Annotated in this window: 22 protein-coding genes, 1 other RNA gene and 1 pseudogene; 8 read left to right on the forward strand and 16 right to left on the reverse strand. The window is 65.4% G+C overall.

Features of this window, described 5'->3' with window-relative positions; translation table 11 throughout:
• The 6 genes from CXQ90_RS00990 (at position 1) to CXQ90_RS22765 (ending at position 3,141) form a co-directional block, all read left to right on the forward strand.
• Positions 1–759 carry a class I SAM-dependent methyltransferase gene (locus CXQ90_RS00990; protein ID WP_104136284.1) on the forward strand — a complete coding sequence of 253 codons (759 nt, stop codon included), beginning with the start codon at positions 1–3 and terminating at the stop codon, positions 757–759.
• A gap of 31 nt (positions 760–790) precedes the next feature.
• Entirely contained in the window at positions 791–1,504 is a 714-nt protein-coding gene (locus CXQ90_RS00995) for a metal-dependent transcriptional regulator (RefSeq protein ID WP_104136285.1), read from the forward strand.
• 128 nt (positions 1,505–1,632) lie between these two features.
• On the forward strand, positions 1,633–2,052 hold the full coding sequence (locus tag CXQ90_RS01000) for a CrcB family protein (RefSeq protein WP_104136853.1): 420 nt from the start codon (positions 1,633–1,635) through the stop codon (positions 2,050–2,052).
• Entirely contained in the window at positions 2,049–2,414 is a 366-nt protein-coding gene (locus CXQ90_RS01005) for a CrcB family protein (RefSeq protein ID WP_104136287.1), read from the forward strand. The genes CXQ90_RS01000 and CXQ90_RS01005 overlap by 4 nt, the downstream gene beginning before the upstream one ends.
• A gap of 132 nt (positions 2,415–2,546) precedes the next feature.
• Positions 2,547–2,909, forward strand: coding sequence for a hypothetical protein (locus CXQ90_RS01010; RefSeq protein WP_104136288.1), 363 nt, complete (start codon positions 2,547–2,549; stop codon positions 2,907–2,909).
• Between the two features lie 97 nt (positions 2,910–3,006).
• A complete protein-coding gene (locus CXQ90_RS22765) occupies positions 3,007–3,141 on the forward strand; it encodes a hypothetical protein (RefSeq protein ID WP_258064271.1) in 135 nt (44 codons plus the stop codon).
• A 70-nt stretch (positions 3,142–3,211) separates the two neighbouring features.
• On the opposite strand, the gene CXQ90_RS01015 is transcribed toward CXQ90_RS22765, so the two are convergent.
• A complete protein-coding gene (locus CXQ90_RS01015) occupies positions 3,212–4,195 on the reverse strand; it encodes a S1C family serine protease (RefSeq protein ID WP_104136290.1) in 984 nt (327 codons plus the stop codon).
• Positions 4,196–4,471: 276 nt separating this feature from the next.
• Complete coding sequence (locus tag CXQ90_RS01020) at positions 4,472–5,053, reverse strand: dihydrofolate reductase family protein (RefSeq protein ID WP_104136291.1); 582 nt, start codon at positions 5,051–5,053, stop codon at positions 4,472–4,474.
• Positions 5,054–5,102: 49 nt separating this feature from the next.
• On the opposite strand from CXQ90_RS01020, the pseudogene CXQ90_RS01025 reads away from it, so the two are divergent.
• Positions 5,103–5,549, forward strand: a pseudogene (locus tag CXQ90_RS01025) (transposase); the annotation flags it as partial.
• Between the two features lie 85 nt (positions 5,550–5,634).
• Here the strand turns inward: CXQ90_RS01025 and ssrA are convergent.
• The 14 genes from ssrA to galE form a co-directional block, all read right to left on the reverse strand.
• Positions 5,635–6,003, reverse strand: a transfer-messenger RNA (tmRNA) gene (ssrA, locus tag CXQ90_RS01030).
• A 91-nt stretch (positions 6,004–6,094) separates the two neighbouring features.
• Entirely contained in the window at positions 6,095–6,565 is a 471-nt protein-coding gene (gene smpB / locus CXQ90_RS01035) for an SsrA-binding protein SmpB (protein ID WP_104136293.1), read from the reverse strand.
• A 144-nt stretch (positions 6,566–6,709) separates the two neighbouring features.
• Positions 6,710–8,149 carry a M23 family metallopeptidase gene (locus CXQ90_RS01040; RefSeq protein WP_104136294.1) on the reverse strand — a complete coding sequence of 480 codons (1,440 nt, stop codon included), beginning with the start codon at positions 8,147–8,149 and terminating at the stop codon, positions 6,710–6,712.
• Positions 8,150–8,402: 253 nt separating this feature from the next.
• Positions 8,403–9,317, reverse strand: coding sequence for a permease-like cell division protein FtsX (gene ftsX, locus CXQ90_RS01045; RefSeq protein WP_104136296.1), 915 nt, complete (start codon positions 9,315–9,317; stop codon positions 8,403–8,405).
• Positions 9,314–10,114, reverse strand: coding sequence for a cell division ATP-binding protein FtsE (gene ftsE, locus CXQ90_RS01050; protein WP_104136298.1), 801 nt, complete (start codon positions 10,112–10,114; stop codon positions 9,314–9,316). The genes ftsX and ftsE overlap by 4 nt, the downstream gene beginning before the upstream one ends.
• A gap of 187 nt (positions 10,115–10,301) precedes the next feature.
• Positions 10,302–11,417, reverse strand: a complete 1,116-nt coding sequence (prfB, locus tag CXQ90_RS01055; protein ID WP_104136299.1) for a peptide chain release factor 2 — start codon at positions 11,415–11,417, stop codon at positions 10,302–10,304.
• A 74-nt stretch (positions 11,418–11,491) separates the two neighbouring features.
• Positions 11,492–11,905: a hypothetical protein gene (locus CXQ90_RS01060; RefSeq protein WP_104136301.1), complete on the reverse strand. Its 414-nt coding sequence runs from the start codon at positions 11,903–11,905 to the stop codon at positions 11,492–11,494.
• Between the two features lie 62 nt (positions 11,906–11,967).
• Complete coding sequence (locus CXQ90_RS01065; protein WP_258064275.1) at positions 11,968–12,531, reverse strand: hypothetical protein; 564 nt, start codon at positions 12,529–12,531, stop codon at positions 11,968–11,970.
• A gap of 25 nt (positions 12,532–12,556) precedes the next feature.
• Positions 12,557–12,955: a TadE family protein gene (locus tag CXQ90_RS01070; RefSeq protein WP_104136304.1), complete on the reverse strand. Its 399-nt coding sequence runs from the start codon at positions 12,953–12,955 to the stop codon at positions 12,557–12,559.
• A gap of 12 nt (positions 12,956–12,967) precedes the next feature.
• Complete coding sequence (locus CXQ90_RS01075) at positions 12,968–13,219, reverse strand: hypothetical protein (RefSeq protein ID WP_258064278.1); 252 nt, start codon at positions 13,217–13,219, stop codon at positions 12,968–12,970.
• A gap of 82 nt (positions 13,220–13,301) precedes the next feature.
• Positions 13,302–14,243 (reverse strand): type II secretion system F family protein, encoded by a 942-nt coding sequence (locus tag CXQ90_RS01080; protein WP_104136306.1) that lies wholly within the window; start codon positions 14,241–14,243, stop codon positions 13,302–13,304.
• A complete protein-coding gene (locus tag CXQ90_RS01085) occupies positions 14,240–15,094 on the reverse strand; it encodes a type II secretion system F family protein (protein ID WP_104136307.1) in 855 nt (284 codons plus the stop codon). The genes CXQ90_RS01080 and CXQ90_RS01085 overlap by 4 nt, the downstream gene beginning before the upstream one ends.
• Positions 15,094–16,317, reverse strand: coding sequence for a CpaF family protein (locus tag CXQ90_RS01090; RefSeq protein WP_104136309.1), 1,224 nt, complete (start codon positions 16,315–16,317; stop codon positions 15,094–15,096). The genes CXQ90_RS01085 and CXQ90_RS01090 overlap by 1 nt, the downstream gene beginning before the upstream one ends.
• A gap of 151 nt (positions 16,318–16,468) precedes the next feature.
• Positions 16,469–17,488: a UDP-glucose 4-epimerase GalE gene (galE, locus tag CXQ90_RS01095; protein ID WP_104136311.1), complete on the reverse strand. Its 1,020-nt coding sequence runs from the start codon at positions 17,486–17,488 to the stop codon at positions 16,469–16,471.
• Positions 17,489–17,751: 263 nt separating this feature from the next.
• Here galE and CXQ90_RS01105 point away from each other — a divergent pair, with 263 nt between their 5' ends.
• Entirely contained in the window at positions 17,752–21,153 is a 3,402-nt protein-coding gene (locus CXQ90_RS01105; protein ID WP_258064281.1) for a GH25 family lysozyme, read from the forward strand.
• Positions 21,154–21,159: the final 6 nt, after the last annotated feature.

Consider the following 21,159-nt stretch of genomic DNA (forward strand, 5'->3'; position numbering starts at 1 on the left):
GTGGCACGGGGTGGTCCCAAACTCGGGCATGGGCGGCGGCAGGAGCTGGGGCAAAGCTTCCAGGACGGCGGCGAGCACTACCACCGCGTCCGTCCGGGCTACCCCGCCGATTCGGCGGACTGGCTCCTTCCCGCCGACGCCACCACGGCCGCGGACCTGGGCGCCGGCACCGGCAAGTACACGGCGCTCCTGGTGGAACGCGGCCTCGCTGTCAGCGCCGTGGATCCCTCGCCGGACATGCTTGATCAGCTCCGCCTCGCCTACCCGACGGTGGCGGCGCTGGAAGGCTCCGCGGAAGACACCGGGCTGCCCGACGAGTCCTTCGACGTCGTCACGGTGGCGCAGGCGTGGCACTGGTGCAATCCACTCCTGGCCAGCGCCGAGATCGCGCGGATCCTGAAGCCGCGCGGCGTGCTCGGCCTGATCTGGAACCAGCTGGACACCTCAGTGCCGTGGGTCCACCGGCTCTCACGCATCATGCATGCAGGGGATGTCCTCAAGCCCGACTTCCGCCCGCGGATAGGCCCGGAATTTACGAGACTGGGGAGCCACCTGACGCGGTGGGAGGACCCGGTGACGCCGGACGACATCCTCGAGCTGGTCAAGTCGCGCAGCTACTATCTCGGGGCCAACGACGCCACCCGTGCCAAGGTCACCGGCAATCTCGACTGGTACCTCCACGAGCATCTGGGGCACGCAGAAGGCGAGCTGTTGCTCCTGCCCTACCTCACCCAGACTTGGCGGGCAGCGAAGGCATGATGCCGCACCGGCACCGGGTAGGCTTGGATCCGTGAAGACCAGCACGCCCTCCTCCTCGATCGAGGACTACGTCAAGGTCATCTATTCCTTCACGGAGTGGCAGGACAAGCCCATTACGTCCACCCAACTGGCACAGCGCCTTGGCGTCGCCAACTCCTCGGTTTCGGAGATGGTGCGCAAGCTCAAGGACCAGGGACTGGTCCTGCACAAGCCGTACAGCGCTATCACGCTCACGGCGCAGGGCGTCCGGCTTGCGCTGTCCATGGTCCGCCGGCACCGCCTCATTGAAACCTACCTCGTGCAGGACCTCGGCTACAGCTGGGATGAAGTGCACGATGAAGCCGAGCAGCTGGAGCACGCGGTCTCGGACACGTTCATCGAACGGATGGCGGCCAGGCTGGGAAACCCGACGCGGGACCCGCACGGCGATCCCATCCCCTCCGCGGACGGCACGGTGGAGATGCCCTCGGCCCACCGCATGAGTGAACTCGACGACGGTCACACCGGCAGGATCACCCGGATCAGCGACGAGAATCCGGAGCTGCTCCGCTACCTTTCCGCCGAAAGGATTGACCTTGACGCTGACGTCGAGGTCAGGGGCCGCAAGCCGTTCGGCGGCGCCCTCGTGGTGCGGATCAGTTCCGCCGGGACCAGCCGGGACTTCGATCTCGCCGATGAAGTCGCCTCCGCCCTGTGGGTGCACAGCGACTCCGCGCATGCCGGCTGCCGGATGGCCGGGGTCTGAGTGACCGGGCCCTGGACGAACGGGCTCCGCGTGAACAGGCCCTCCGTGACCGGGCTCCGCACAGCGGCGGTTTGCCCGTGAAATCCGGCCCTCGGTTAGGAGGCCCCGCCGGTGACGGCGCGACCACCCTGAAAGCTGCCGCCGGCCACGGCTGGCGGGTCTGGGCGGCGGTAGCCGCGGGCGGGCTGCTGGGGACAGAGCTGCGGTACGGGCTGGTTCTGCTGTTCCCCGAACCCGAGGGGTCCGTGCCGTGGACCACGCTGGGCATCAACGTCGCCGGAAGCTTTGTCCTGGGTGCGCTCACTACCATCTGGATCGCACGCCCGCGCACCGCGTTCTGGCTCCGCGCGGCGATCGGCCCCGGCCTGTTGGGATCGTTCACCACCTTCTCCGCGCTCGCCCTTTCAGTGGACCGGCTGGCCCGGGACGGACTCCACGGCGTGTGGCTGGCCTACCTGTTCCTCTCCGTCGTGTTCGGACTGGGTGCAGCCGCGGCCGGCTGGCGGGCCGGCAAAGCGCTCGGCGGTATGAGCGGGGGCCGCCCGTGACCGCGCTGTTGGTGGGCCTGTTCGGCACTGCCGGCGCCCTCATTCGGTTTGCCGTGGATACCTTGTTGGCCGGCCGCTCCAATCCGCGGCGCCACTGGCCCTGGGCCACCTTGCTGGTCAATGTGGCCGGCTGCCTCGTCATAGGGCTGTCCATCGGTTTCAGCAGCAGGATCGGGCCGGAATGGCATGCCGCACTGGCCACCGGGCTCGCGGGCGGGCTGACCACTTTCAGTTCCTGGACCACCGCCACTGTGCGTCTGATCAGCGAGCAGCGCTATCCCGCCGCGGTCCTCAACGTCGGCGCCAACCTCCTGACCGGCATGGCGGCTGCGGCTGCCGGGATTGCGCTTAGCGGCGGGTAGTCCACGGGAACCGGGGCCGCCTTCCCGGGCGGCGGCAGCACCGCCGTCGTACTCTTGTCCCCTGCGTTGGCTCCCGCGGCGGAACAGCACTGCGGCCGGCAGCGGCAGTGCCTTACCGTATCGTGGACTGTGATGATTAGCAGACGCGACGCGGCAATTGCCCTTGATGTACCCCTGGAAATGGCCCAGCGCCACGGCATACCCAAGTGGCTGTCGGAGGCCGAGCTGGGCGAAATCCTGGACAACCCGCCGCAGTGGCTGCTGCAGTCCCGCGCCAACCGGACGGGTAAGCGGCCCGTCTGGGTGCATCTGACGTGCGACGTCTGTGGGTATTCGGAGGCAGCCAGGCCCAAGAAATGGTGGCCGGACTTTACCTACGTCAGCTGCGCGCATCACAGCCCGGCCGAGATCCCGCCCCCGGCGCCGGGGTTCGTGCGCAGCGAGTTTGACGGCGTGGGCACCCGTTTCGTGGGCATCGCCGACGTCTCCGCCTGACGCGGAGCCCCTCCACCGGCAGTTACATTTGGCATGAAACAGGCGTAATTTACGTATGGAGGGGCACTCTCGTGCCCCTCGGACGAGGGAGCACGCCATGCCGGACAAGACACCGCACCAGCAGCAGCAGAAAAAAGCGGGCAAGACCATCAAGCAAAAACGGGCGGACAAGAAGGCAAAGGGACCCATTGAAGGTGCCCCGGACCCGGTCGCGCATCTGAAGAAACGCTGACTGCAGGATTACATCCAGTTAGGGCGGGGCCGGATTGCGGCCCCGCTTTTTGTGGCTGTTCCCGTGGCCGCTAGCTGCCATCCGCCATCTCACCGGGCATGGCGACAACTTCCTGCTCGCGCCCGTCACGGAGTATGGCAATGGTCATGGGCACCCCGATGGCTTCCGCGAAGAGGAGTTTCTGCAGGCTTTCGGCGTTGCTGACCGACCGGGAGCCTGCCCTGAGCAACACGTCGCCGGCCCGCAGGCCTGCCTGCTCTGCGGGAGAACCCGACAGGACTTCAACGACGCGTAGCCCGTCGCGCTGCCCGGTGCGGACCACGGCGCTCGCACCCAGCCGGATGGGCGTGCTGACCACCCCCAGGTAGGCACGCCGCACGCGGCCGTCAGCCAGGAGGGCGGAGATGATGCGTCGGGACGTTGTGTTGATGGGTACGGCCAGTCCCAGGCCCGCTCCGGCCACCGCGGTGTTGATGCCCACGATGCGGCTGCGGGCGTCGGCAAGCGCACCACCGGAACTGCCGGCGTTCAGTGCCGCGTCCGTCTGGATGACGTCCTCGATCACCCGGCGGTTGCGGCCCGCCCAGACTGGAATGGCACGGCCCAATCCGCTGACCACGCCGGCCGTCACCGAGCCCGCCAGTCCGAGAGGGTTGCCGACCGCGATGACGAGCTGACCCACGCGAAGAGATTCGGCGTCACCGAACTCCGCCGGAGGCACACGCGGCGCCCGGCCTCGGATCACGGCAAGATCAGACAACGGATCCGCTCCCACCACCTCAAGGTCCGTTCCGGAGCCGTCGGCAAAGACCGCGCGCCCCTTCTGCGTCCCGGCCACCACATGCGCGTTGGTGAGCAGGTATCCGTCCTCCGTGAAGAGCACGGCGGATCCTGCACCGACGCGGAATCTGCCGTTCCGCCGATTTCCGGTCATCTCGATGGCTGCGACGTGCGGTGTGACCGCCTGGGCCACCCTGATCACCGTCTCCGAGTAGGCATCCAGCGGGCCGTCGTCGCCGACGGGATCGGATGAACTTGCAGGCGCCGTGGACATGGCGCGCCTCCCTTGGCCTGTCATACGTGGTGAGGTTTGAGTGCTATCTGAATCAACCCCGGCGGCGCCCGCACTAGTCCCGAATGCGCTACGCCGTAGGTGAACAGGGCGATTGAACAGTTAGGGCATTAATGGCTCTTCACAGTTGAGGGTGTAATCGCTGGCTGGATGTTGGCTGGCGCGTCGGTCCCGGGGCAGCGCTGCGCAAACGCAGCCGGAGGCCCGATCTTGTGCCACCGTGCGCAGTGGACTTCTTCGCGTACCCGCTCAGATCGGTCAACGGCGCACCCGATAGCGCAGGTGAAGCACCCGGTTGCCCTGAATCACCACGTCGGGATCCTCCAACAGGTGCTGTGCGTGGACCGACCCGAAGTAGCGCTTGCCGGACCCGAACACGACGGGTACGACGTCCATGCGCACCTCGTCGACCAGGCCCGCGGCAAGCACCTGGCCACCGACGTCGCCAGCGGCGACCTCGACGATGCGGTCACCCGCGAGCTCCTGCGCCTTGGCCACGGCTGCCTCGACGCCGTCGGCGAAGTGAAACGGCGCCTCGGGGTCCCAGCCCTCGGGCTCCGGCCGATGCGTCACGACGACCACGTGGTCGACCCCGCCCGGAGGCTTCCCGTCCCAGCCGTCCGTCATGTCGAAGACGTGGCGGCCGACGACGGTCGCCCCGATCTGGTCCCAGTACGGCCGGGTGTAGTCGTAGGACGTCTGCGACACCTTCAACTCGCCGCTCTCGTCCAACGGCACGTCACCGCTGGACAACCAGTCGAACAGGGGTCCGGGCTGGTCGTTCTCGTCCGCGATGAAGCCGTCCACAGACACCGAGCTGTACATGACCACCTTGCCCATGGTGCTCTCCTTTGCTTTGGGGTGCCCCCAGATTAGCGGCTCTTCACAGCGGGCGAAGCTCTCGCGGCGTGGTCTGCGGTGGGCGCTCGAAGGCATCGTGAGCCAGCACCTGACCGTCGCCCGCGTCACTGAAGGACTCGGGGCCGCCTGGAACACCGCCAACGACGCCGTCCTGGCCGAAGGCAAGCGGGTCCCGACCGACGATCCGCACCGGCTCGGTGGCGTCCAGGTTCTCGGCGTCGATGAGCACGTCTGTAGGCACACCCGGCGCGGCGGCCAGTACGTCACCGTGATCATCGACCTCACACCCATCCGGGACGGCACCGGCCCAGCACGGCTGCTGGACATGGTCGAGGGACGCACGAAGCAGGCGTTCCAGCAGTGGCTGAGCGGACGCCCCGAGGCGTGGCGCGACGGGGTCGAGGTGGTCGCGATGGACGGGTTCACCGGGTTCAAGACCGCCGCGGCCGAGGAGATCCCCGCAGCGGTAGCCCTAAATTATGAAGAGCCGCATTGATCAGCTAACGCCATTAAACAGCTAACGCCCGGACCTGGGTCCGGGCGTTAGCCTCTTGGTAAAAGCGTGGAGATGGGGGGAATTGAACCCCCGTCCGATGTCGTGTTGTCAGGGCTTCTCCGGGCGCAGTTTGCGTCGGACTTTCTCGGCCCCAGCCGTCCTGCAAACAGGCGGCTGATCCGGGCCCAGTCATCTAAGAGTCCCGTTTGCCCCGATGACGGGGGCAAACAGCAGTGGCTATCTAAATGACGCCAGGATCCGGGGCGATAGCAACCTCGGGCTGACGGACTGTCTTACTGCTTAGGCAGCAAGAGCGAAGTCAGTGCGCTTAGATTCGGCACTTATTGGTTTGCAGACAGCGTTTACGAGATAATTCTGCATCCTCGGCCCGCTTCACCTGTCGCGACTAACATCGTCGAAACCGATCATCCCCGTATTTTGTTACCAAGCCGGCGGGTCAGCGGTACAAGTACCAGATTCCTGCCGGACTACCTATCATAACGCATCCACCGGGCGAATCATTCCTAGCGGCGGTTGCGTTCCCGCATGACCCGGAGAGCCTCGCGCTTGTCCTGCTGTTCCCGCAGCGTCTGGCGCTTGTCGTAGTCCTTCTTGCCCCTGGCGATGCCGATCTCCACCTTGGCCCGGCCGTCCAGGAAGTACAGCTGCAGCGGGACAATCGTGAAGCCGGACTCGCGGATCTTGTGGGAGATCTTGATGAGCTCCTCGCGGTGCAGCAGCAGTTTGCGGCGCCGCCGTGCGGCATGGTTGGTCCAGCTTCCCTGGTTGTACTCGGGAATGTGGATCCCTTCCATCCAGAGCTCGTCGTTATAGAACGTGCAAAAGCCGTCGACCATCGAGGCGTGGCCCTCACGCAGGGACTTCACCTCGGTGCCCATGAGGGCGATGCCGGCTTCGTACGTGTCCAGGACGTGGTAGTCGTGCCGGGCCTTCCGGTTGGTGGCCACTACTTTACGGCCACTTTCTTTGGGCACGGTGGAACTCCTCAGATCTCAGAATTTTGGTTGTTCCGAAGGCTCCGGAACAAGGTCATACAAGTCTACGGCAGTAGCTGCCGGGGCACGGATGCGCCTCCAGCTACCGGGCGGCGGCCCCGCCGCTCACCGCTGACGCGTGCCTCACAGCAGGCGCATCGGGTCCACCGCTTCTCCGTTGAGCCAGGTCTCGAAGTGTGAATGGCAGCCGGTGGAGTTTCCGGTGGTGCCGGAGTAGGCGATGAGCTGGCCCTGGCTGACGCGCTGGCCCGGAGAGACAGTGACACTGCTGTTGTGATAGTAGATCGTGGTCAGCGAGTTCCCCTGGACCACGCCGTGGGAGATCTTGACGTTGTTGCCGCCACCGTCGTCCCCCCAGCCCGCAGAGAAGACGGTGCCCGCTGCCGGAGCATAGACCGGGGTGCCGCAGGCGGCACCGAAGTCAAGGCCGGTGTGCATGTACCCGCCCGAGCCGTAGAAGTCGACGGTTCCCGGCGGCGTTGCCCGCCAGCCGAAGCCGGAAGTGATGGGCACGCCGTCGGAGAACGGGTGGCGGAGTCCGAAGGCCGACGGCGGACCCGCCGCCGGAGGCACGTACGGCCGCACGATCCGGGCCCGGGCAGCGGCTTCCTCGTCACCGCGGGCGCGAGCGGCAGCCTCCGCCTGGGCGCGGGCCGCCGCTGCTGCTGCCTCGGCGATGCGACGCTGTTCCGCCAGCCAAGCTTCGCGCAGCCTCCGGTCCCGTTCTACGATCTCGGCTGCAACTTGGTCCTGGCGCGCTTTGACTGCGGCAAGTTTGCTCTGGATCCCGGGCTTCGCGGCTTCCAGCTGCTTGTTCAGGCGTGCGGTGTCCGCAATGAGCTTGTCGACCTTGGCCTTCTGGGCCGCGGCCTCGTCGCGGGCCGCTTTTTCTTTCGCCAGCGCGGCATCGGCTTTGGCCTTCAGGTCCTTGATCTCCGCCTCGACGGCTTGCAACCGTGCCTGCGAGTTCACGTTAGTGGCGTTCTGCTGGCTCAGCTTGTCCATGGCCGAGTTCTGGCTGCGCATGGCCTGGTCTGCCAGATCCATGGTGTCCGTGAGGCTGCCAGTGTTGTTGGAGCCGAAGAAGAGCGTCAGGTTCGACGGCACGCCGCCCGACTTGTAGGCCTGCGTGGCAATCTGGCCAATGAGTTTCTTGGTGCTGGCGATCTTCTGCTTGTCCGTATCCAGCTGCTGCGTAATCTTGGCCTTGTTCTGTTGGGCAAGATCCACCCGTGCGGCGAGTGCCTCCACCTCTTTCACCGCGCTGGCCACACGGCCCTGCGCCTCGAGCAATGCCTGCTGCGCGGCCGGGAGCTGGCCGCGGAAGATCACCAGGTCGGCGGCGGCCTTGGAGATTTTCGCGTCCACGAATTCCAGGGACTGCTGGACGCGTGCCGCCTCAGCCTTTAGCGCGGCCTGCTGATCTTCGAGGTCGTCAGCGAAGGCGGCCGGAGCCGAGGCACCCAGGCTGGCCGCCAACATCAGCGCGAGGGCGGAACTGATGATCCTGCCATGGCGTCCCGCCGGACCGGTCCGCGGGGTCCGGGCGGACTTCGTCAACATGGGCATTCCTTTGATTTGAGAACGTGCACCGCGAGGAGACTCCCGGGTAATTCCACGGGGGCGATGAGAATGAAGCTGGTACGGGCGGGGAGATTCCCTCTAGCGATCGGTATCTTGTCCCCTGCATTTCTCATTGAATTTCTCCCAAGGCTGCCTGTTTGCTCGTGCCGAGCGCTTCAGCCAATTCTGACGAGCTTGCCCCCTCTACTTGCGCAGATTTTGCCCAGTTTTCGATCATTTGTTTCTGCATGGACTACACCCTCAAGTATCGGCGGAGTGTCAAAAGAGATGAAGTACCCGCCAGGACAACACCTAGCCCGATAAGGGCGGGAGCCAGCAGCAGCGTCTGCGCGGGGGAAATAAAGGCCGTGTCCGGATACTGCTTGGACATGTATTCACCCAAAAAGAAATGGGCCACGGCCCACAGCGTCCCGGACGCCATGGCCGCTCCGATCACGGCGGCAATCACGCCTTCAAGGATGAACGGCAGCTGAATCACGATCTTTGAGGCGCCCACGAGCCTCATGATCCCCGTCTCGCGCCGCCTGCTGAACGCCGAGAGCCGGATAGTGGTGGCGATGAGCAGGATGGCGCAGACCGTCATCACGCCGGCGATGCTCACGGCCACCAGTGAGGCGGCGTTCATCACGGAGAACAGCCGCTCCAGGACCTGGCGCTGGTCGATGACCGTCTCCACGCCGGGCTGCGAGGCGAACGTCTCGCTGATGATCTCGTATTTTTCCGGATCCTTCATGTTGATCCGGAAGGACGCGGGAAGCTGGTCGGGGGTGACTGAGTCGACGATGGGCGAGTTCGAAAACTGTTCCTTGAAGTGCTTGTAGGCATCTTCCTTGGACTCGAACTGGAAGTCGTTGATGTACTGCGAAACCGCCGGAGATTCGAGCAGGGTCCGCAGGTTTTCCTGCTGCTCGGGCGTGACTGTTCCCGTGGCGCAGCCGGCCGCCGTCGAGCCGTCACCGCAGAGGAAGATCGCCACCTGGACTTTGTCGTACCAGTAGCCCTTCATCTGGTTGATCTGCAGCTGCAGCATTCCGGCGGCGCCCACGAAGGTCAGCGATACGAACGTCACCAGGATGACCGAAACCACCATGGAAAGGTTCCGGCGCAGGCCGCTGCCGATCTCGCCGAGGATGAACTGGAGCCTCACAGCTGGTCCTCCCTTGAACGCGGGGAGCGGTCCGTCCGGGGCAGGTTTGCGTCCGCGGCCTCCTCCCGGCCGCTGGCATCCTTGAGCCTGCGGGACTGGCCGACGACCGGAATCATCGACGTGTACAGGGCCCGGGCTTCATCGCGGATGACCTTGCCGTTCTTGAGTTCCACCACGCGTTTGCGCATCTCGTTGACGATGTCGTCGTCGTGGGTGGCCATGACCACCGTGGTGCCGTTCTGGTTAATCTTGTCCAGGACGCCCATGATGCCCATCGAGGTGGTGGGGTCCAGGTTGCCGGTGGGCTCGTCCGCGAGCAGGATGCCGGGCCGGTTGACCACTGCGCGGGCGATGGCCACGCGCTGCTGCTCGCCGCCGGAAAGTTCGTGCGGCATGCGCCGCTCCTTGCCTTCGAGGCCGACGGTCTTGAGGACTTCGGGCACCGTGTCCCGGATGACGCTGCGGCTCTTGCCGATGACCTGCATGGCGAACGCTACGTTGGCGAAGACGTTCTTCTGCGGAAGCAGGCGGAAGTCCTGGAACACGACGCCGATCCCCCGGCGGAGCCTCGGCACCCGCCAGCTGGAGATGTTGGCAACATTCTGGCCCGCGACATAGACAATGCCGGAGGTGGCGCGGTCCTCCTTGAGGACAAGACGCAGAAACGTTGATTTGCCGGACCCCGAGGCACCTACGAGGAAGGCGAATTCACCACGGTCGATTTCAAGGCTGACAGAGTCCAGCGCAGGCCGGGCGTTCTGGTCGTAGACCTTGGTGACATTTTCGAAACGGATCATGACCCTATATACCCTGCAGGACGCGGCTTTGTGGGCAAGGTCTGCAACCGGTGCGGGGGCTTTCTCTTGGGGGAAGTAGAGCTCCGGCCCCTCGACTATACGCACGGGCGGCGGCGCTGACCGGGGAGTCAGCAGGGCGTGTCGCGCGATTGGAGCCGGAAGGCCGGCCGTTCAGCGTCGCAGGTGACTACTTCTCCGCGTTGCGATTATCCGTGCGCCACCGGATGCCGGCTTCGATGAAGTCGTCGATGGCGCCGTCGAACACCGCGGACGTGTTGCCCACTTCGTGCTCGGTGCGGAGGTCCTTGACCATCTGGTACGGGTTCAGGACGTAGGAGCGCATCTGGTCGCCCCACGATGCCTTGACATCACCGGCGAAGGCCTTCTTTTCGGCGTCCTCCTGCTCCTTCTTGAGGAGCAGGAGCCGAGACTGCAGCACACGCATGGCGGCGGCGCGGTTCTGCAGCTGCGACTTTTCGTTCTGCATGGAGACCACGGTGCCCGTGGGGATGTGGGTCAGCCGGACGGCGGAGTCCGTCGTGTTCACCGACTGGCCGCCGGGACCCGAGGACCTGAAGACATCCACGCGGATTTCGTTGTCCGGGATGTCGATGGAGTCCGTCTGCTCGATGAGCGGAATGACTTCGACGGCGGCGAAAGAGGTCTGCCTGCGGCCCTGGTTGTCAAAGGGGCTGATTCGCACCAGCCGGTGCGTGCCGGCCTCGACGCTCAGCGTGCCGAAGGCGTAGGGCGCGTTGACTTCGAAGGTGGCGGACTTGAGCCCGGCCTCCTCAGCGTACGAGGTGTCCATGACCGTGGTGGGATACCCGTGGCGTTCGGCCCAGCGCAGGTACATCCGCAGGAGCATTTCCGCGAAGTCGGCGGCGTCGACGCCGCCGGCGCCGGAACGGATGGTGACGACGGCTTCCCGCTCGTCGTATTCGCCGGCAAGGAGCGTGACGACCTCGAGTTCCTTGAGGGACTTCCGGATCGATTCGAGTTCGGCCTCGGCCTCGCCCATGGAGGCGGCGTCGTCCTCATCCTGGCCCAGCTCCACCAGGACCTCGAGGTCGTCAATGCGTGACACGAGCGTGTTCAGCCGCTCCAGCTCGGACTGCCGGTGCGACAGGCGGGAGGTGATCACCTGGGCGGCTGCGGGGTCGTCCCACAGGTTCGGCTCGCCGGCGCGCTCACTCAGTTCAGCGATGTCTTCCTTCAGCGCCTCGACATTGGTGACGTTCTCAATGGAGGTGTAGGTGGCGCGCAATGCGCGGATTTCTGCGGAAAAATCTATTTGGGCCATGGTTGTTAAAGCCTACGCTATCCGCCTGCTTCCGCCGCGCGGGCGGCCGGGGCTGGCTGTCGGGGGTGGGCGGGCTACCGCGTGAGCCGGGATCTGGCGGTGGAAGCCGCCTCGATCCGGATACCGTCCGGCACGAGGAAGTTCACCACCGGCGGGTGCACCTCGGCGCTGAGCACCACGACGGCGGTGGACCCGTCGGGTGTTCCGGTGGCGGCGGCGACGGCCAGCCCGTCGAAACGCCCGAAGGCACCGTTCCGGTTTAGGTAGTCACCCGCGACGGTCCTGACGCGTTCCCCGCTTAGCACGGCCGAAGGTGTTCCGGCCTTGGTCTCCACCTGTCCCAAGGTGTAGCTGTCCGCTGCGGCGACCGATGCGCCGTCGGCCAGGGACAGGAGTTTCTTGTGCTCGATGTAAAGGCTCGACGCAGCCATCACAACCGTGCTGACCAGGAGTGCCAGCATGACGTATCCGATGATGAGCACAGCCATCTGCCCGTCCTCGCTTCCGGTTGCGTCTCCTCCGCCGGGTGTCCGGAGCGTCGGGTGGAAGCTCAACGGAACTTGCCCACAATCTGGGTCGCTGACGCGTTCAGCTGGCTGGCGTTGAGGCGAAATGCATCGCTGAAGGGAACAAAGGGAAGCGGCACGCTCAGATGAACGGTCACTGTGACCGCTGACCCTGCCGCCGAGCAGTCACCGGGGTCGCAGCGGACGTCGACGCGGGCGTTTTCGGCGGGATGCCCGTAGTCGGCCATGGCCAGGATTGCGGCTTGTTCTGCTGCTGCGCGGCCCGACGGTTCGTCGGGCTGGGCCACAAAGACCTTCGCGGCCTGGTCTGCTGCGCCCACAACGGCAAACGAACCGCCCTGTATCTGGCCGATGGTGATGATGAAGTACACCACGGGCACCATCAGGAGCAGCCCCAGGAAGGTGAACTCCACGACAGCGCTCCCCCGCTGAACGTAGCTCGCCGGCAAGGAGGGACCGCCAGCGCAGTGGACGGCTGGGTTTCCGTCCCGGTTTGGCTCCCTGCCGTCAAGGCACAGCGCTTCCGCGAAGCGCTGTCGCAACACTCGAGCCACGTGCCGAGGCCACAACCAGGCGTTGCCGACCATACGCCTGGTCCTCGTCACCGAGGGGCTAATCGCTGATGGCGGCATGGCCCTTGACCTCCAGCATGCCCCGGGGGCCGATGAGACCGACCACCGGCATGGGGGCCTTGACGGTTACTTCCAGCGTCCGGAGGCCCTGGAACGTGACTTCGCGTGTCTGGATGTCCTGCGTGAAGTCGTTGCTGAGGGCTGTTCCGATCAGTTCGCCGGTCCGCCGGCGCGCGTCGTCGGCACTGCGGTCGGCAAGCGTCCCGTACCGCGCTCCCGATGCCGCGGCATCGATGAGCGTGTTGCGGATGTGCAGGACGAGGGCGAGCTGGATGATGGCAAGGAAGAACATGGTGAGCAGCCCGCCCACGAGCACAAAGTCGACCACGGCCGAACCACGCTCGCCCCCGGACGCGTCCCCGGGCGGGGCCGCTGCCATCCGTGCCACCGCCTATTTTCCGACCGTGTCCATTGCCTGGTTGAACATGGCTTCAAGCGCTGGGCCCGCCAACGCCAGCAAGGCAGCAACAAGCACTGCCGACATGAGCGTTATCATCACCCAGCCCGGGACGTCCCCCCGCTCCGGGTGGTCAGGATTGCGCGCATCTCCGGGATGCGTCGGACGGGTCAGCGTTGCAGGGCTCCCGATGAGCGTCATAAGGGCGTTGGCGATTGCTAGTCCGTGCCTGGTCATGAATGTCATGTACTTCCCTTTTCTCTGAGGACTGATTGCTGTCACCGGGTACCCGGTGTGGTTTAGGGGCCATTGGCCGGGGCGACGAAGCTCAAAGATTCAGGCTCAGCGCCGCCAGCCCCGGGAACACGGCAAAGACGACTGTTAGCGGCAAGACACCGAATACAAGCGGGACCATCATCGCGATTTCCTTCTTTCCGGCTGACTCCATTAGGTCGCGTTTGGCGGTGTCCCGGACGTCCTGGGCCTGCGCCCTCAGGACTTCGGCGAGGGGAGTGCCCCTCTCCACTGCCACGATGATGCCGTCAACGAACCGGACGAGTGCGCCCAGATCCGTCCGCGCAGAGAACTCCTGCAGCGCTTCCACGAGAGGTTTGCCTGCCCTGGTTTCGGCGAGGACCGCACCGAATTCCTTGGACAGCTCGCCGCGTGCGCTCCTGCACACCCGGTCCAGTGCACCAGTGGCGCTTTCGCCGGCACTCACGGCGAGCGCCATCATTTCCGCGAGACTCGGGAACTCCGCCATCATCCGTACTTGCCGCTTCCGGATCTGCACACCCAGCCAGTAGTCCCGGAACAGGAACCCGCCCACTGCGCATCCGCCCGCGGCAACCACCGCCAGGACCGGACTGAACCTCCCTGCGAGGGCGCCCAGCACGATCAGACCGACTGCGGCGACGAAGCCGGAAACGGCCCAGAGCAGCTGCTCTGCCCGGAAGTTCACGGGCGGCTTGCTGATGCCGGCTTGCGCGAGCCTGCGTGTCAGTGCTGATGAGCCGAGGTTGAATTTGCCCAGCTTTGCCGTGGCATCTTTGATGAGCGGGCGGAGGATGCGTTCGAGGGGACCAAACGGCGTGATGGTGTGGTCCAGCGTCCGAAGGAGCTTGGATTCGATGTTCTGGGACCGAAGCTGCGGTTCAATCCGGTCCACAAAGCTTATGGACCGCATGAAGGGAAGCCGGACGACGATGAGCCAGAGTCCGGCGCCGAGAACTATGCCGCACACGAGCGGCGCTGCTGGCACGGTTGTCATCGCAGCACCCTCTCTTCCTCAGGCAGGGCCCCTATACGGAGCATGACGGAGTAGCAGACCAGGGAAACGACAAGCCCGCCGAGCAGGACCGCGGCCCCCGTGGGGGTGTTGTAGGCAGCGACGGCTTCCGGGCGGCTCGCCAGCAGCACCATGACGAGCCACGGGGCGGCCACAGCAAGGCGGGCAGCGTTGACGGTCCACGACTGCCTGGCCTCCAGTTCACTCCGGGTGCGGGCACTTTCCCGGAGAAATTCGGCCAGAGTTCCGAGGAGCTTGCCGAGATCAGAACCGCCCACTTCCCGGGTGAGCCTCAGTGCCTCGACAATGCGGTCGGCAACCGGGTCGGCAAGACGCTCCTTGAGCCTGTTGAGGGATGCGTCGAACTGCCCGCCCGAGCGATAGTCGGCGCCGAAGTCACGAAACACGTGACGCAGTTCCTCCGGCCCCTTCTCACCCAGTTGAATAAGTGCCTCGGGGAGCGACAACCCCGCCCTGATGGCGGACCTGAGGTGATCAACGACGTCGGGCCAGAGTCGCCGCAGGACGGCAGTTCGCCTCTTGGCCCTCCACTTCACGATCACAACCGGCAGCCAGGCGCCAAACAATCCGAAGCAGCATGAGATCGCCCATGACTTGCTCACAGCGAAAAACACGAGCATGGCAAACGCGCCGAGGCCAAAGCAGCTCCCGACGAGGCCGGCGCCGGTCACCTTCTCAACGCCGGCGGCAAGGAGCAGGTCCTGCAGGCGGCCGGTACGGGGCTGCTTCCTGACGCGATCAGGCCCTTCCCATGCCGACCACCAGATCAGGAACAGCCCGGCCCCCGCCAGCACGCCGAGCAACGGCGCCATCAGCGCGGCTCCAGGAGGGCTGCGACGTCGTAACCCGCCTTCGCGAATTTCTCCGCCGCGGGCATCGAGTTGGCTTTCAGCTGCAGCTGACCATCGATCATTGAGAAAATCATGGACGACTCGATGATGCCGTTCTCGACCCTTCGGCCCAGCGACAAGATCTCTGTCACCTGCCGGCTGCCGTTGGCGTGGCGGCTGCAATGGACCACGAGGTCAATGCACGAGGCCACCGTCGGGACAACGAAAGCGCTCGATATGTTGTCTCCGGCGAGCAGGGGAAGTGTGCAGATCTTGGTCACGGCGTCGTGCGCGGAGTTCGCGTGCACCGTGCACATTCCGGGAAGCCCGGAGTTCAGAGCGATGAGCATGTCGAGGCTCTCGGCCTCCCGTACTTCTCCCACGACGAGACGGTCGGGCCGCATCCGGAGCGCTTCCTTGACCAGGCGGCGCAGCGGGATCTCACCCTCACCTTCCAGGTTGGGCTGCCTGCATTGAAGCCCGACGACGTCGCGCAGCGGAAATTGGAGCTCAAAGATCTCCTCGACGGTGATCACCCGCTCGCGGCTGCCAATGCTGGCCGACAGGCAGTTGAGCATTGTGGTCTTGCCCGCCTGGGTGGCTCCCGATACGAGGATGTTGAGCCCGCTGGCGACCGCGGCGCCGAGAAAACGTGCCGACTGGGGTGTCAGGGTGCCAAGTTCGACAAGGTGTTCCAGGCGGCTTGCCTTGACCACGAACTTGCGGATGTTGATGGCCCAGTGGCGCCGGGTCACGTCCGGTATGACCACATGGAGCCGTGAACCGTCGGGCAGCGCGGCATCCACGAACGGCGAGGACATGTCGAGGCGCCGGCCGGAGCTTTTCAGCATCCGCTCAACCAAATCCCGGATCTGCTGGTCCGTGAGGCTGAGGGACGTCAATTCGGATTCCCCGTTCCGGGCCACGTAGATTTCCGTGGGAGCGTTGATCCAGATTTCCTCGATGTCCGGATCATCCAGCAGTGGCTGCAGGGCGCCGAAGCCAGCCACGGCGTCGAAGACGAACCTCCGCGCGGGTTCCAGCGGACCTATAGGGGGAAGCGGTCCCATCAGGGCCCGCTCGTCATAATCGCTGACGGCTGCGTCCACGAGGCGCCTGACCTCGCCGGCCTGCCGAAGCGGATCAAGACCCCGGCGACGAATCAGCTCCCGGACTTCATCCTCGACTATCCGTACAGCATCCATGTATTCCCCAATACGACTGCCGCCCCCGGCGGAGGCAGTGCAATTGGGTTAAAGCTAAGGGATGGTACCCCGTGGGCAAAGTCATACGGGGGAAGTTGTGGATAAGTGGGAGCCGGGCGGAGTTGCGTCAGCGGGGCCGCAGGTCTCGCTGTCAGTCCTGCCCTGCGTACCCGTACGGGTTGGAGCTCTGCCAGCGCCAGTGGTCCTCGCACATCTGTGACAGGTTCCGGCGGGCCGACCAGCCCAGTTCGGCGAGGGCGGCAGAGGCATCGGCGTAGCTCACGGCCGCATCGCCGGGCCGGCGCGGCGCGAACTCGTAGGGAATCGGGTGGCCTGCAGCGGCGCCGAAGGCATCGATGACTTCCAGCACGGACGAGCCGCGGCCGGTGCCGAGGTTCCAGCGGAACGCTCCGGTCTTGGTCGCCAGGTAGCGCAGCGCTGCCAGGTGGCCCGCCGCGAGGTCCATGACGTGGATGTAGTCCCGCACGCCGGTGCCGTCGGGCGTGGGATAGTCGTTGCCGAAGACCATGACCTTTTCCCGGCGGCCTACGGCCACCTGGGCCACGAACGGCAGCAGGTTGTTCGGTATGCCACGGGGATCTTCACCGATGCGGCCCGATTCGTGCGCACCCACGGGATTGAAGTACCGCAGCAGCGCGATGCTCCAGCGCGGATCGGCGTCGCTGAGGTCAGAGAGGATGTCCTCGATCTGCTCCTTGGTCCGCCCGTAGGGATTGGTTGCGTCCAGCGGCGACTTTTCGATCAGGGGAACATGTTCCGAGGCCCCATAGACCGTGGCGGACGAGCTGAACACCAGCCGGCGCACACCGGCCTTCTCCATGCTCTCGAGCAGGTTCAGCGTTCCGACGACGTTGTTCTTGTAGTACCACAGGGGCTTTTCGACCGACTCCCCCACCGCTTTGAGGCCGGCAAAGTGGATGACGGCGTCGAAGCCGCCTTCCGCGAACACCTGATCGACGGCATCAGCGTCCAGCAGGTCTCCTTCACGGAAATCCACTTTCTTGCCAGTGAGCTCCTCGACCCGCCGCACCGCCTCGACGCTCGAATTCATGAGGTTGTCCAGCACGACAACCTCATGCCCGTCCTCAAGAAGACAAAGCGCAGTGTGTGATCCGATGTAGCCGGCGCCCCCGGTGACCAATACCTTCATGGCCACAAGTCTAGGTCCAGGCGAGGGGCATCATGGCCTGCCCTCCCGGTTGTTGCGACGATGCCGCGGGAGACCATCCCGGGGAAATTGATTGCCATTCACCATCCCCGTTGGTCACAGGAGCCCCATTAGTCACTTGAATCCCTCCGGTGTTAGGATGGGCCCGCTAACATCGCCGCAGGTTTGATGCGGGGCTCAATACGGCGAGGAAAGTCAGCCATGAGGCCGTTTTAAGCCCGCAGCTCAAGGCTACGGAGTATTACATGGAACGTTCCTCGAAAAGCAGCCGCTCCGCAGTCACCGCGTTGAGCATGAGAAGGCTCGGCCTTGTGGGGGCTTCCGCAATCCTGTCCACGATGCTGTGTGTGGGCGGCGGCCTTCCGGTCCAGGCGACCGCGACGAGCCCCGCCGGCTCCGGAAACCCCGGCGCCCCCACCCCCGAGACGGCGCCCGCTCCGTCAACGAACCCGGCGCCGTCGTCGACGCCGGTCCCGTCCCCGAACGCAACGGGCCCGACGGCGGGCGCCGCCACGCCGTCGTCGGCTCCGGCACAGGAGGCCCCCGGGCAGGAGGCCCCCGGGCAGATCGATATGGAGGCGCTCCGCGCCGAAATCGGAAAAGACGGCGCGTACATGGGGCAGGGTGCGAAGGAACGTGCCTCGACGTTCGCCAAGCGGTCGGACACCTCGTCCCAGAACGCCATCTCCACAGAGGCGGCCAACACCTGGATGGCGCCGGGCATCCAGGGGCTGGACGTCAGCAGCCACCAGTCCACGGTCAACTGGGGCACCCAGTACAACATGGGCGCCAGGTTCGCCTACGTAAAGGCCACGGAGGGGACAACATACAAAAACCCCCTCTTCGGATCCCAGTACGGCGGCGCCGAGGGTGCCGGCATGATCCGCGGGGCGTATCACTTCGCCCTCCCCAATGTTTCGGCAGCGTCTGTCCAGGCAGATTACTTCGTCAATAACGGCGGCGGGTGGACCGGCGACGGGAAGACCATGCCCCCGCTCCTTGATATCGAGTACAACCCCTACCCGTCGCTGGGAAACACGTGCTACAGCATGAGCCAAGCGGCGATGGTCAACTGGATTGCAGCCTTTTCCAACCGTGTCCTGGCCAGGACCGGCCGCCTCCCCATGATCTACACCACCACCGACTGGTGGACCCAGTGCACCGGAAACTCCGGCGCGTTCAGCAGGCAGCCGCTGCACCTCGCGGCATATGCGACTGCCCCGGGAGCCATGCCCAACGGCTGGGGGACCTACAGCGTCTGGCAGTACAGCGCCACGGGTCCTTTCGCCGGCGACTCCAATGCCTGGAACGGCACCCTGGCCACCCTGCAGAAATTTGCATCTCAGGCCGACGGCGCCGTCCCCACACCGTCCATTACGTCCTTGGGTGATGTGATTGCCGCCGACGCTTCCGGCGTTCTGTGGGACTATCCTGCGACCGGGTCCGGGACCTTCGGCACACGGCGACAGATCGGACAGGGCTGGACCGGGCTGCGTTCCATCAACGCCATCGACTGGAACGCCGACGGCGTCCTGGACCTCGTCGCCCAATGGACCTCGGGCCGAGTCAACGTGTATCTCGGTATCTCGGCGGGGGGATTTTCCACCGGTCCCGTACTGGCCGCGTCGGGTTGGGGCAACTACCAGCTCACGGTCGGCTACTGGCTTAGCGGCAGCTATTTCCCGCAGATCATCACGCGCGACGATGCCGGCGCGCTCCGACTGTGGCGCAATACTTCAGGTTCAGGGGTCAGCACAGGAACGGCCATAGGTAACGGCTGGAGCGGGCTGAACCTGACCATGATCGACTTTGACGGCGACGGCCACCAGGACATCCTGGGCCAGGACCCCGCCGGGGCGCTCCGGCTCTACCGTTCCGGCGGCACGGGATCCTTCCTCTCCGAGGCTCGGCGGACGGTGGGCACCGGCTGGAACGTGATGACCAGCGTGACCGTCACGACCAACTTCAAGGGGGCAGGGACCGGCGGCCTCATGGCACGCAACGGTGATGGCAAGCTGACGTATTACCCGGTGCCGGGCAACTCGACATTCGGCACGGCAGCCACGATCGGCGTCGGCTGGAACGGTTACCTCATCGCCGGCGGCGAGACGATCAACGTCACGGCTGCTCCCCCGCCCACCCAGCCGACTCCTTCGATCGCGTCGGCCTCGGACGTGGTGACCATCGATCCTGCCGGTGGCCTCTTCCGCCACTCCACGGGCGCCGGGTCCCTCGGACCCGCTACCAAGATCGGCGACGGCTTCACTGGCGTCGCCTCCGTTCACGTTACTGACTGGAACGCTGACGGCATCCAGGACGTGGCGACCCTGAGCACCGCAGGAGTCCTTAGCATCCGGGCCGGACTGTCAGCCGGAGGCTTCACCGCACCCAGCGTTATCGCCTCCGGGCTCGCCGGGGCGGACATCACCTTCGGCCCCTGGCTGAAGGCCTCCAAATATCCGGGCCTCGTAGTCCGAAGGGCCGACGGCGCACTCCAGTTCCACGCGAATACGTCCGGAGGCGCCCTTGGCAGTGCCGCCGGCATCGGATCAGGATTCACTCGGATGCACGTCACCATGACGGACGCAGACGGGGACGGCAACCAGGACATTGCCGCCGTTGACTACCTCGGGCGCATGACGCTCTTCCGTTCCAACGGCACGGGAACGTTCATCACGGAATCCCGGAAGGTCATCGGCAACGGATGGAACGTGATGACCAGCATCAGCCCGGCCAAGGGATTCGCGGCACCATCGTCGAACGGAATCTTGGCGCGCGACGCCGCAGGAACGCTGAGCTATTACCCCCTCAACCAGGGAGCCTTCGGCCAGAAGTCGGCGCTGACACCCGGATGGGCCAACACCCTGATCTCCGGAAGCGCCCGCCTTGCATCCGAGCGGCCGATCACCGGCACCGCGGACGTGCTCTCCGTTGACGCCTCCGGACGGCTCTGGAACCATCCCGCGGGTTCATCCGTGATCACCGGGGCGTATCAGATCGGGGTCGGCTGGTCAGGAATGAAATTCCTGCACGTCGTGGACTGGAACAGCGATGGCGTCCCCGACATCCTCGCCCAAAAGACCACCGGCGCGATATCGGCGTACCTGGGATCGGCGTCGGGCGGGTTCACCGGACCGGCGACTGTCGCCACGGCCGGATTTTCCCAGACGACTCTGGTCGCCGGCAAGTGGGTGACCGGCAGCAGGTACCCCGGCCTGGTGGGCTACGGCAGCGACGGCGTCCTCAACTACTGGACCAACCCGTCCGGTGCTGCGCTCGGGGCGCCGGTGCGGATCGGCACCGGCTGGGGCGGACTTAAGCTGGCGATGGTGGACTTCGATACTGACGGAAACCAGGACCTCCTGGCCGTTGCCACCTCGGGCTCGATGAAGCTCTACCGCTCCACCGGCAGAAACAGCTTTGTCCCGGAAACCAGGCGGATCATCGGCAGCGGGTGGCAGTCGTTCCGGCAGTTCTCCGCCACCGCAGGATTCGCCGGCGCCGGCAGCAAGGGAGTGCTGGCCCTGCAGACCACCGGCCAGCTCCGCTACTACGCTATTGCCGCCGGAGGCAAGTGGGGCCCGGTATCGACGGCGGGGACGGTCGGCTCAGCGGCACTCGTGTCGTTCTCGTCCGCCGCGGGCTAACCGCGG

The sequence above is a fragment of the Arthrobacter sp. ZGTC131 genome, assembly GCF_002929275.1.
GTDB lineage: Bacteria > Actinomycetota > Actinomycetes > Actinomycetales > Micrococcaceae > Arthrobacter.

Excerpts from the sequence above, each read along its gene's own strand:
- CXQ90_RS01010 (WP_104136288.1), top strand. The coding sequence starts at position 2,547 with ATGATTAGCAGACGCGACGCGGCAATTGCCCTTGATGTACCCCTGGAA.
- CXQ90_RS22765 (WP_258064271.1), top strand. The coding sequence starts at position 3,007 with ATGCCGGACAAGACACCGCACCAGCAGCAGCAGAAAAAAGCGGGCAAG.
- CXQ90_RS01015 (WP_104136290.1), bottom strand. The coding sequence starts at position 4,195 with ATGTCCACGGCGCCTGCAAGTTCATCCGATCCCGTCGGCGACGACGGC.
- CXQ90_RS01020 (WP_104136291.1), bottom strand. The coding sequence starts at position 5,053 with ATGGGCAAGGTGGTCATGTACAGCTCGGTGTCTGTGGACGGCTTCATC.
- CXQ90_RS01040 (WP_104136294.1), bottom strand. The coding sequence starts at position 8,149 with ATGTTGACGAAGTCCGCCCGGACCCCGCGGACCGGTCCGGCGGGACGC.
- ftsE (WP_104136298.1), bottom strand. The coding sequence starts at position 10,114 with ATGATCCGTTTCGAAAATGTCACCAAGGTCTACGACCAGAACGCCCGG.
- prfB (WP_104136299.1), bottom strand. The coding sequence starts at position 11,417 with ATGGCCCAAATAGATTTTTCCGCAGAAATCCGCGCATTGCGCGCCACC.
- CXQ90_RS01060 (WP_104136301.1), bottom strand. The coding sequence starts at position 11,905 with ATGGCTGTGCTCATCATCGGATACGTCATGCTGGCACTCCTGGTCAGC.
- CXQ90_RS01065 (WP_258064275.1), bottom strand. The coding sequence starts at position 12,531 with ATGGTCGGCAACGCCTGGTTGTGGCCTCGGCACGTGGCTCGAGTGTTG.
- CXQ90_RS01070 (WP_104136304.1), bottom strand. The coding sequence starts at position 12,955 with ATGGCAGCGGCCCCGCCCGGGGACGCGTCCGGGGGCGAGCGTGGTTCG.
- CXQ90_RS01075 (WP_258064278.1), bottom strand. The coding sequence starts at position 13,219 with ATGACATTCATGACCAGGCACGGACTAGCAATCGCCAACGCCCTTATG.
- CXQ90_RS01080 (WP_104136306.1), bottom strand. The coding sequence starts at position 14,243 with ATGACAACCGTGCCAGCAGCGCCGCTCGTGTGCGGCATAGTTCTCGGC.
- CXQ90_RS01085 (WP_104136307.1), bottom strand. The coding sequence starts at position 15,094 with ATGGCGCCGTTGCTCGGCGTGCTGGCGGGGGCCGGGCTGTTCCTGATC.
- CXQ90_RS01090 (WP_104136309.1), bottom strand. The coding sequence starts at position 16,317 with ATGGATGCTGTACGGATAGTCGAGGATGAAGTCCGGGAGCTGATTCGT.
- galE (WP_104136311.1), bottom strand. The coding sequence starts at position 17,488 with ATGAAGGTATTGGTCACCGGGGGCGCCGGCTACATCGGATCACACACT.
- CXQ90_RS01105 (WP_258064281.1), top strand. The coding sequence starts at position 17,752 with ATGGAACGTTCCTCGAAAAGCAGCCGCTCCGCAGTCACCGCGTTGAGC.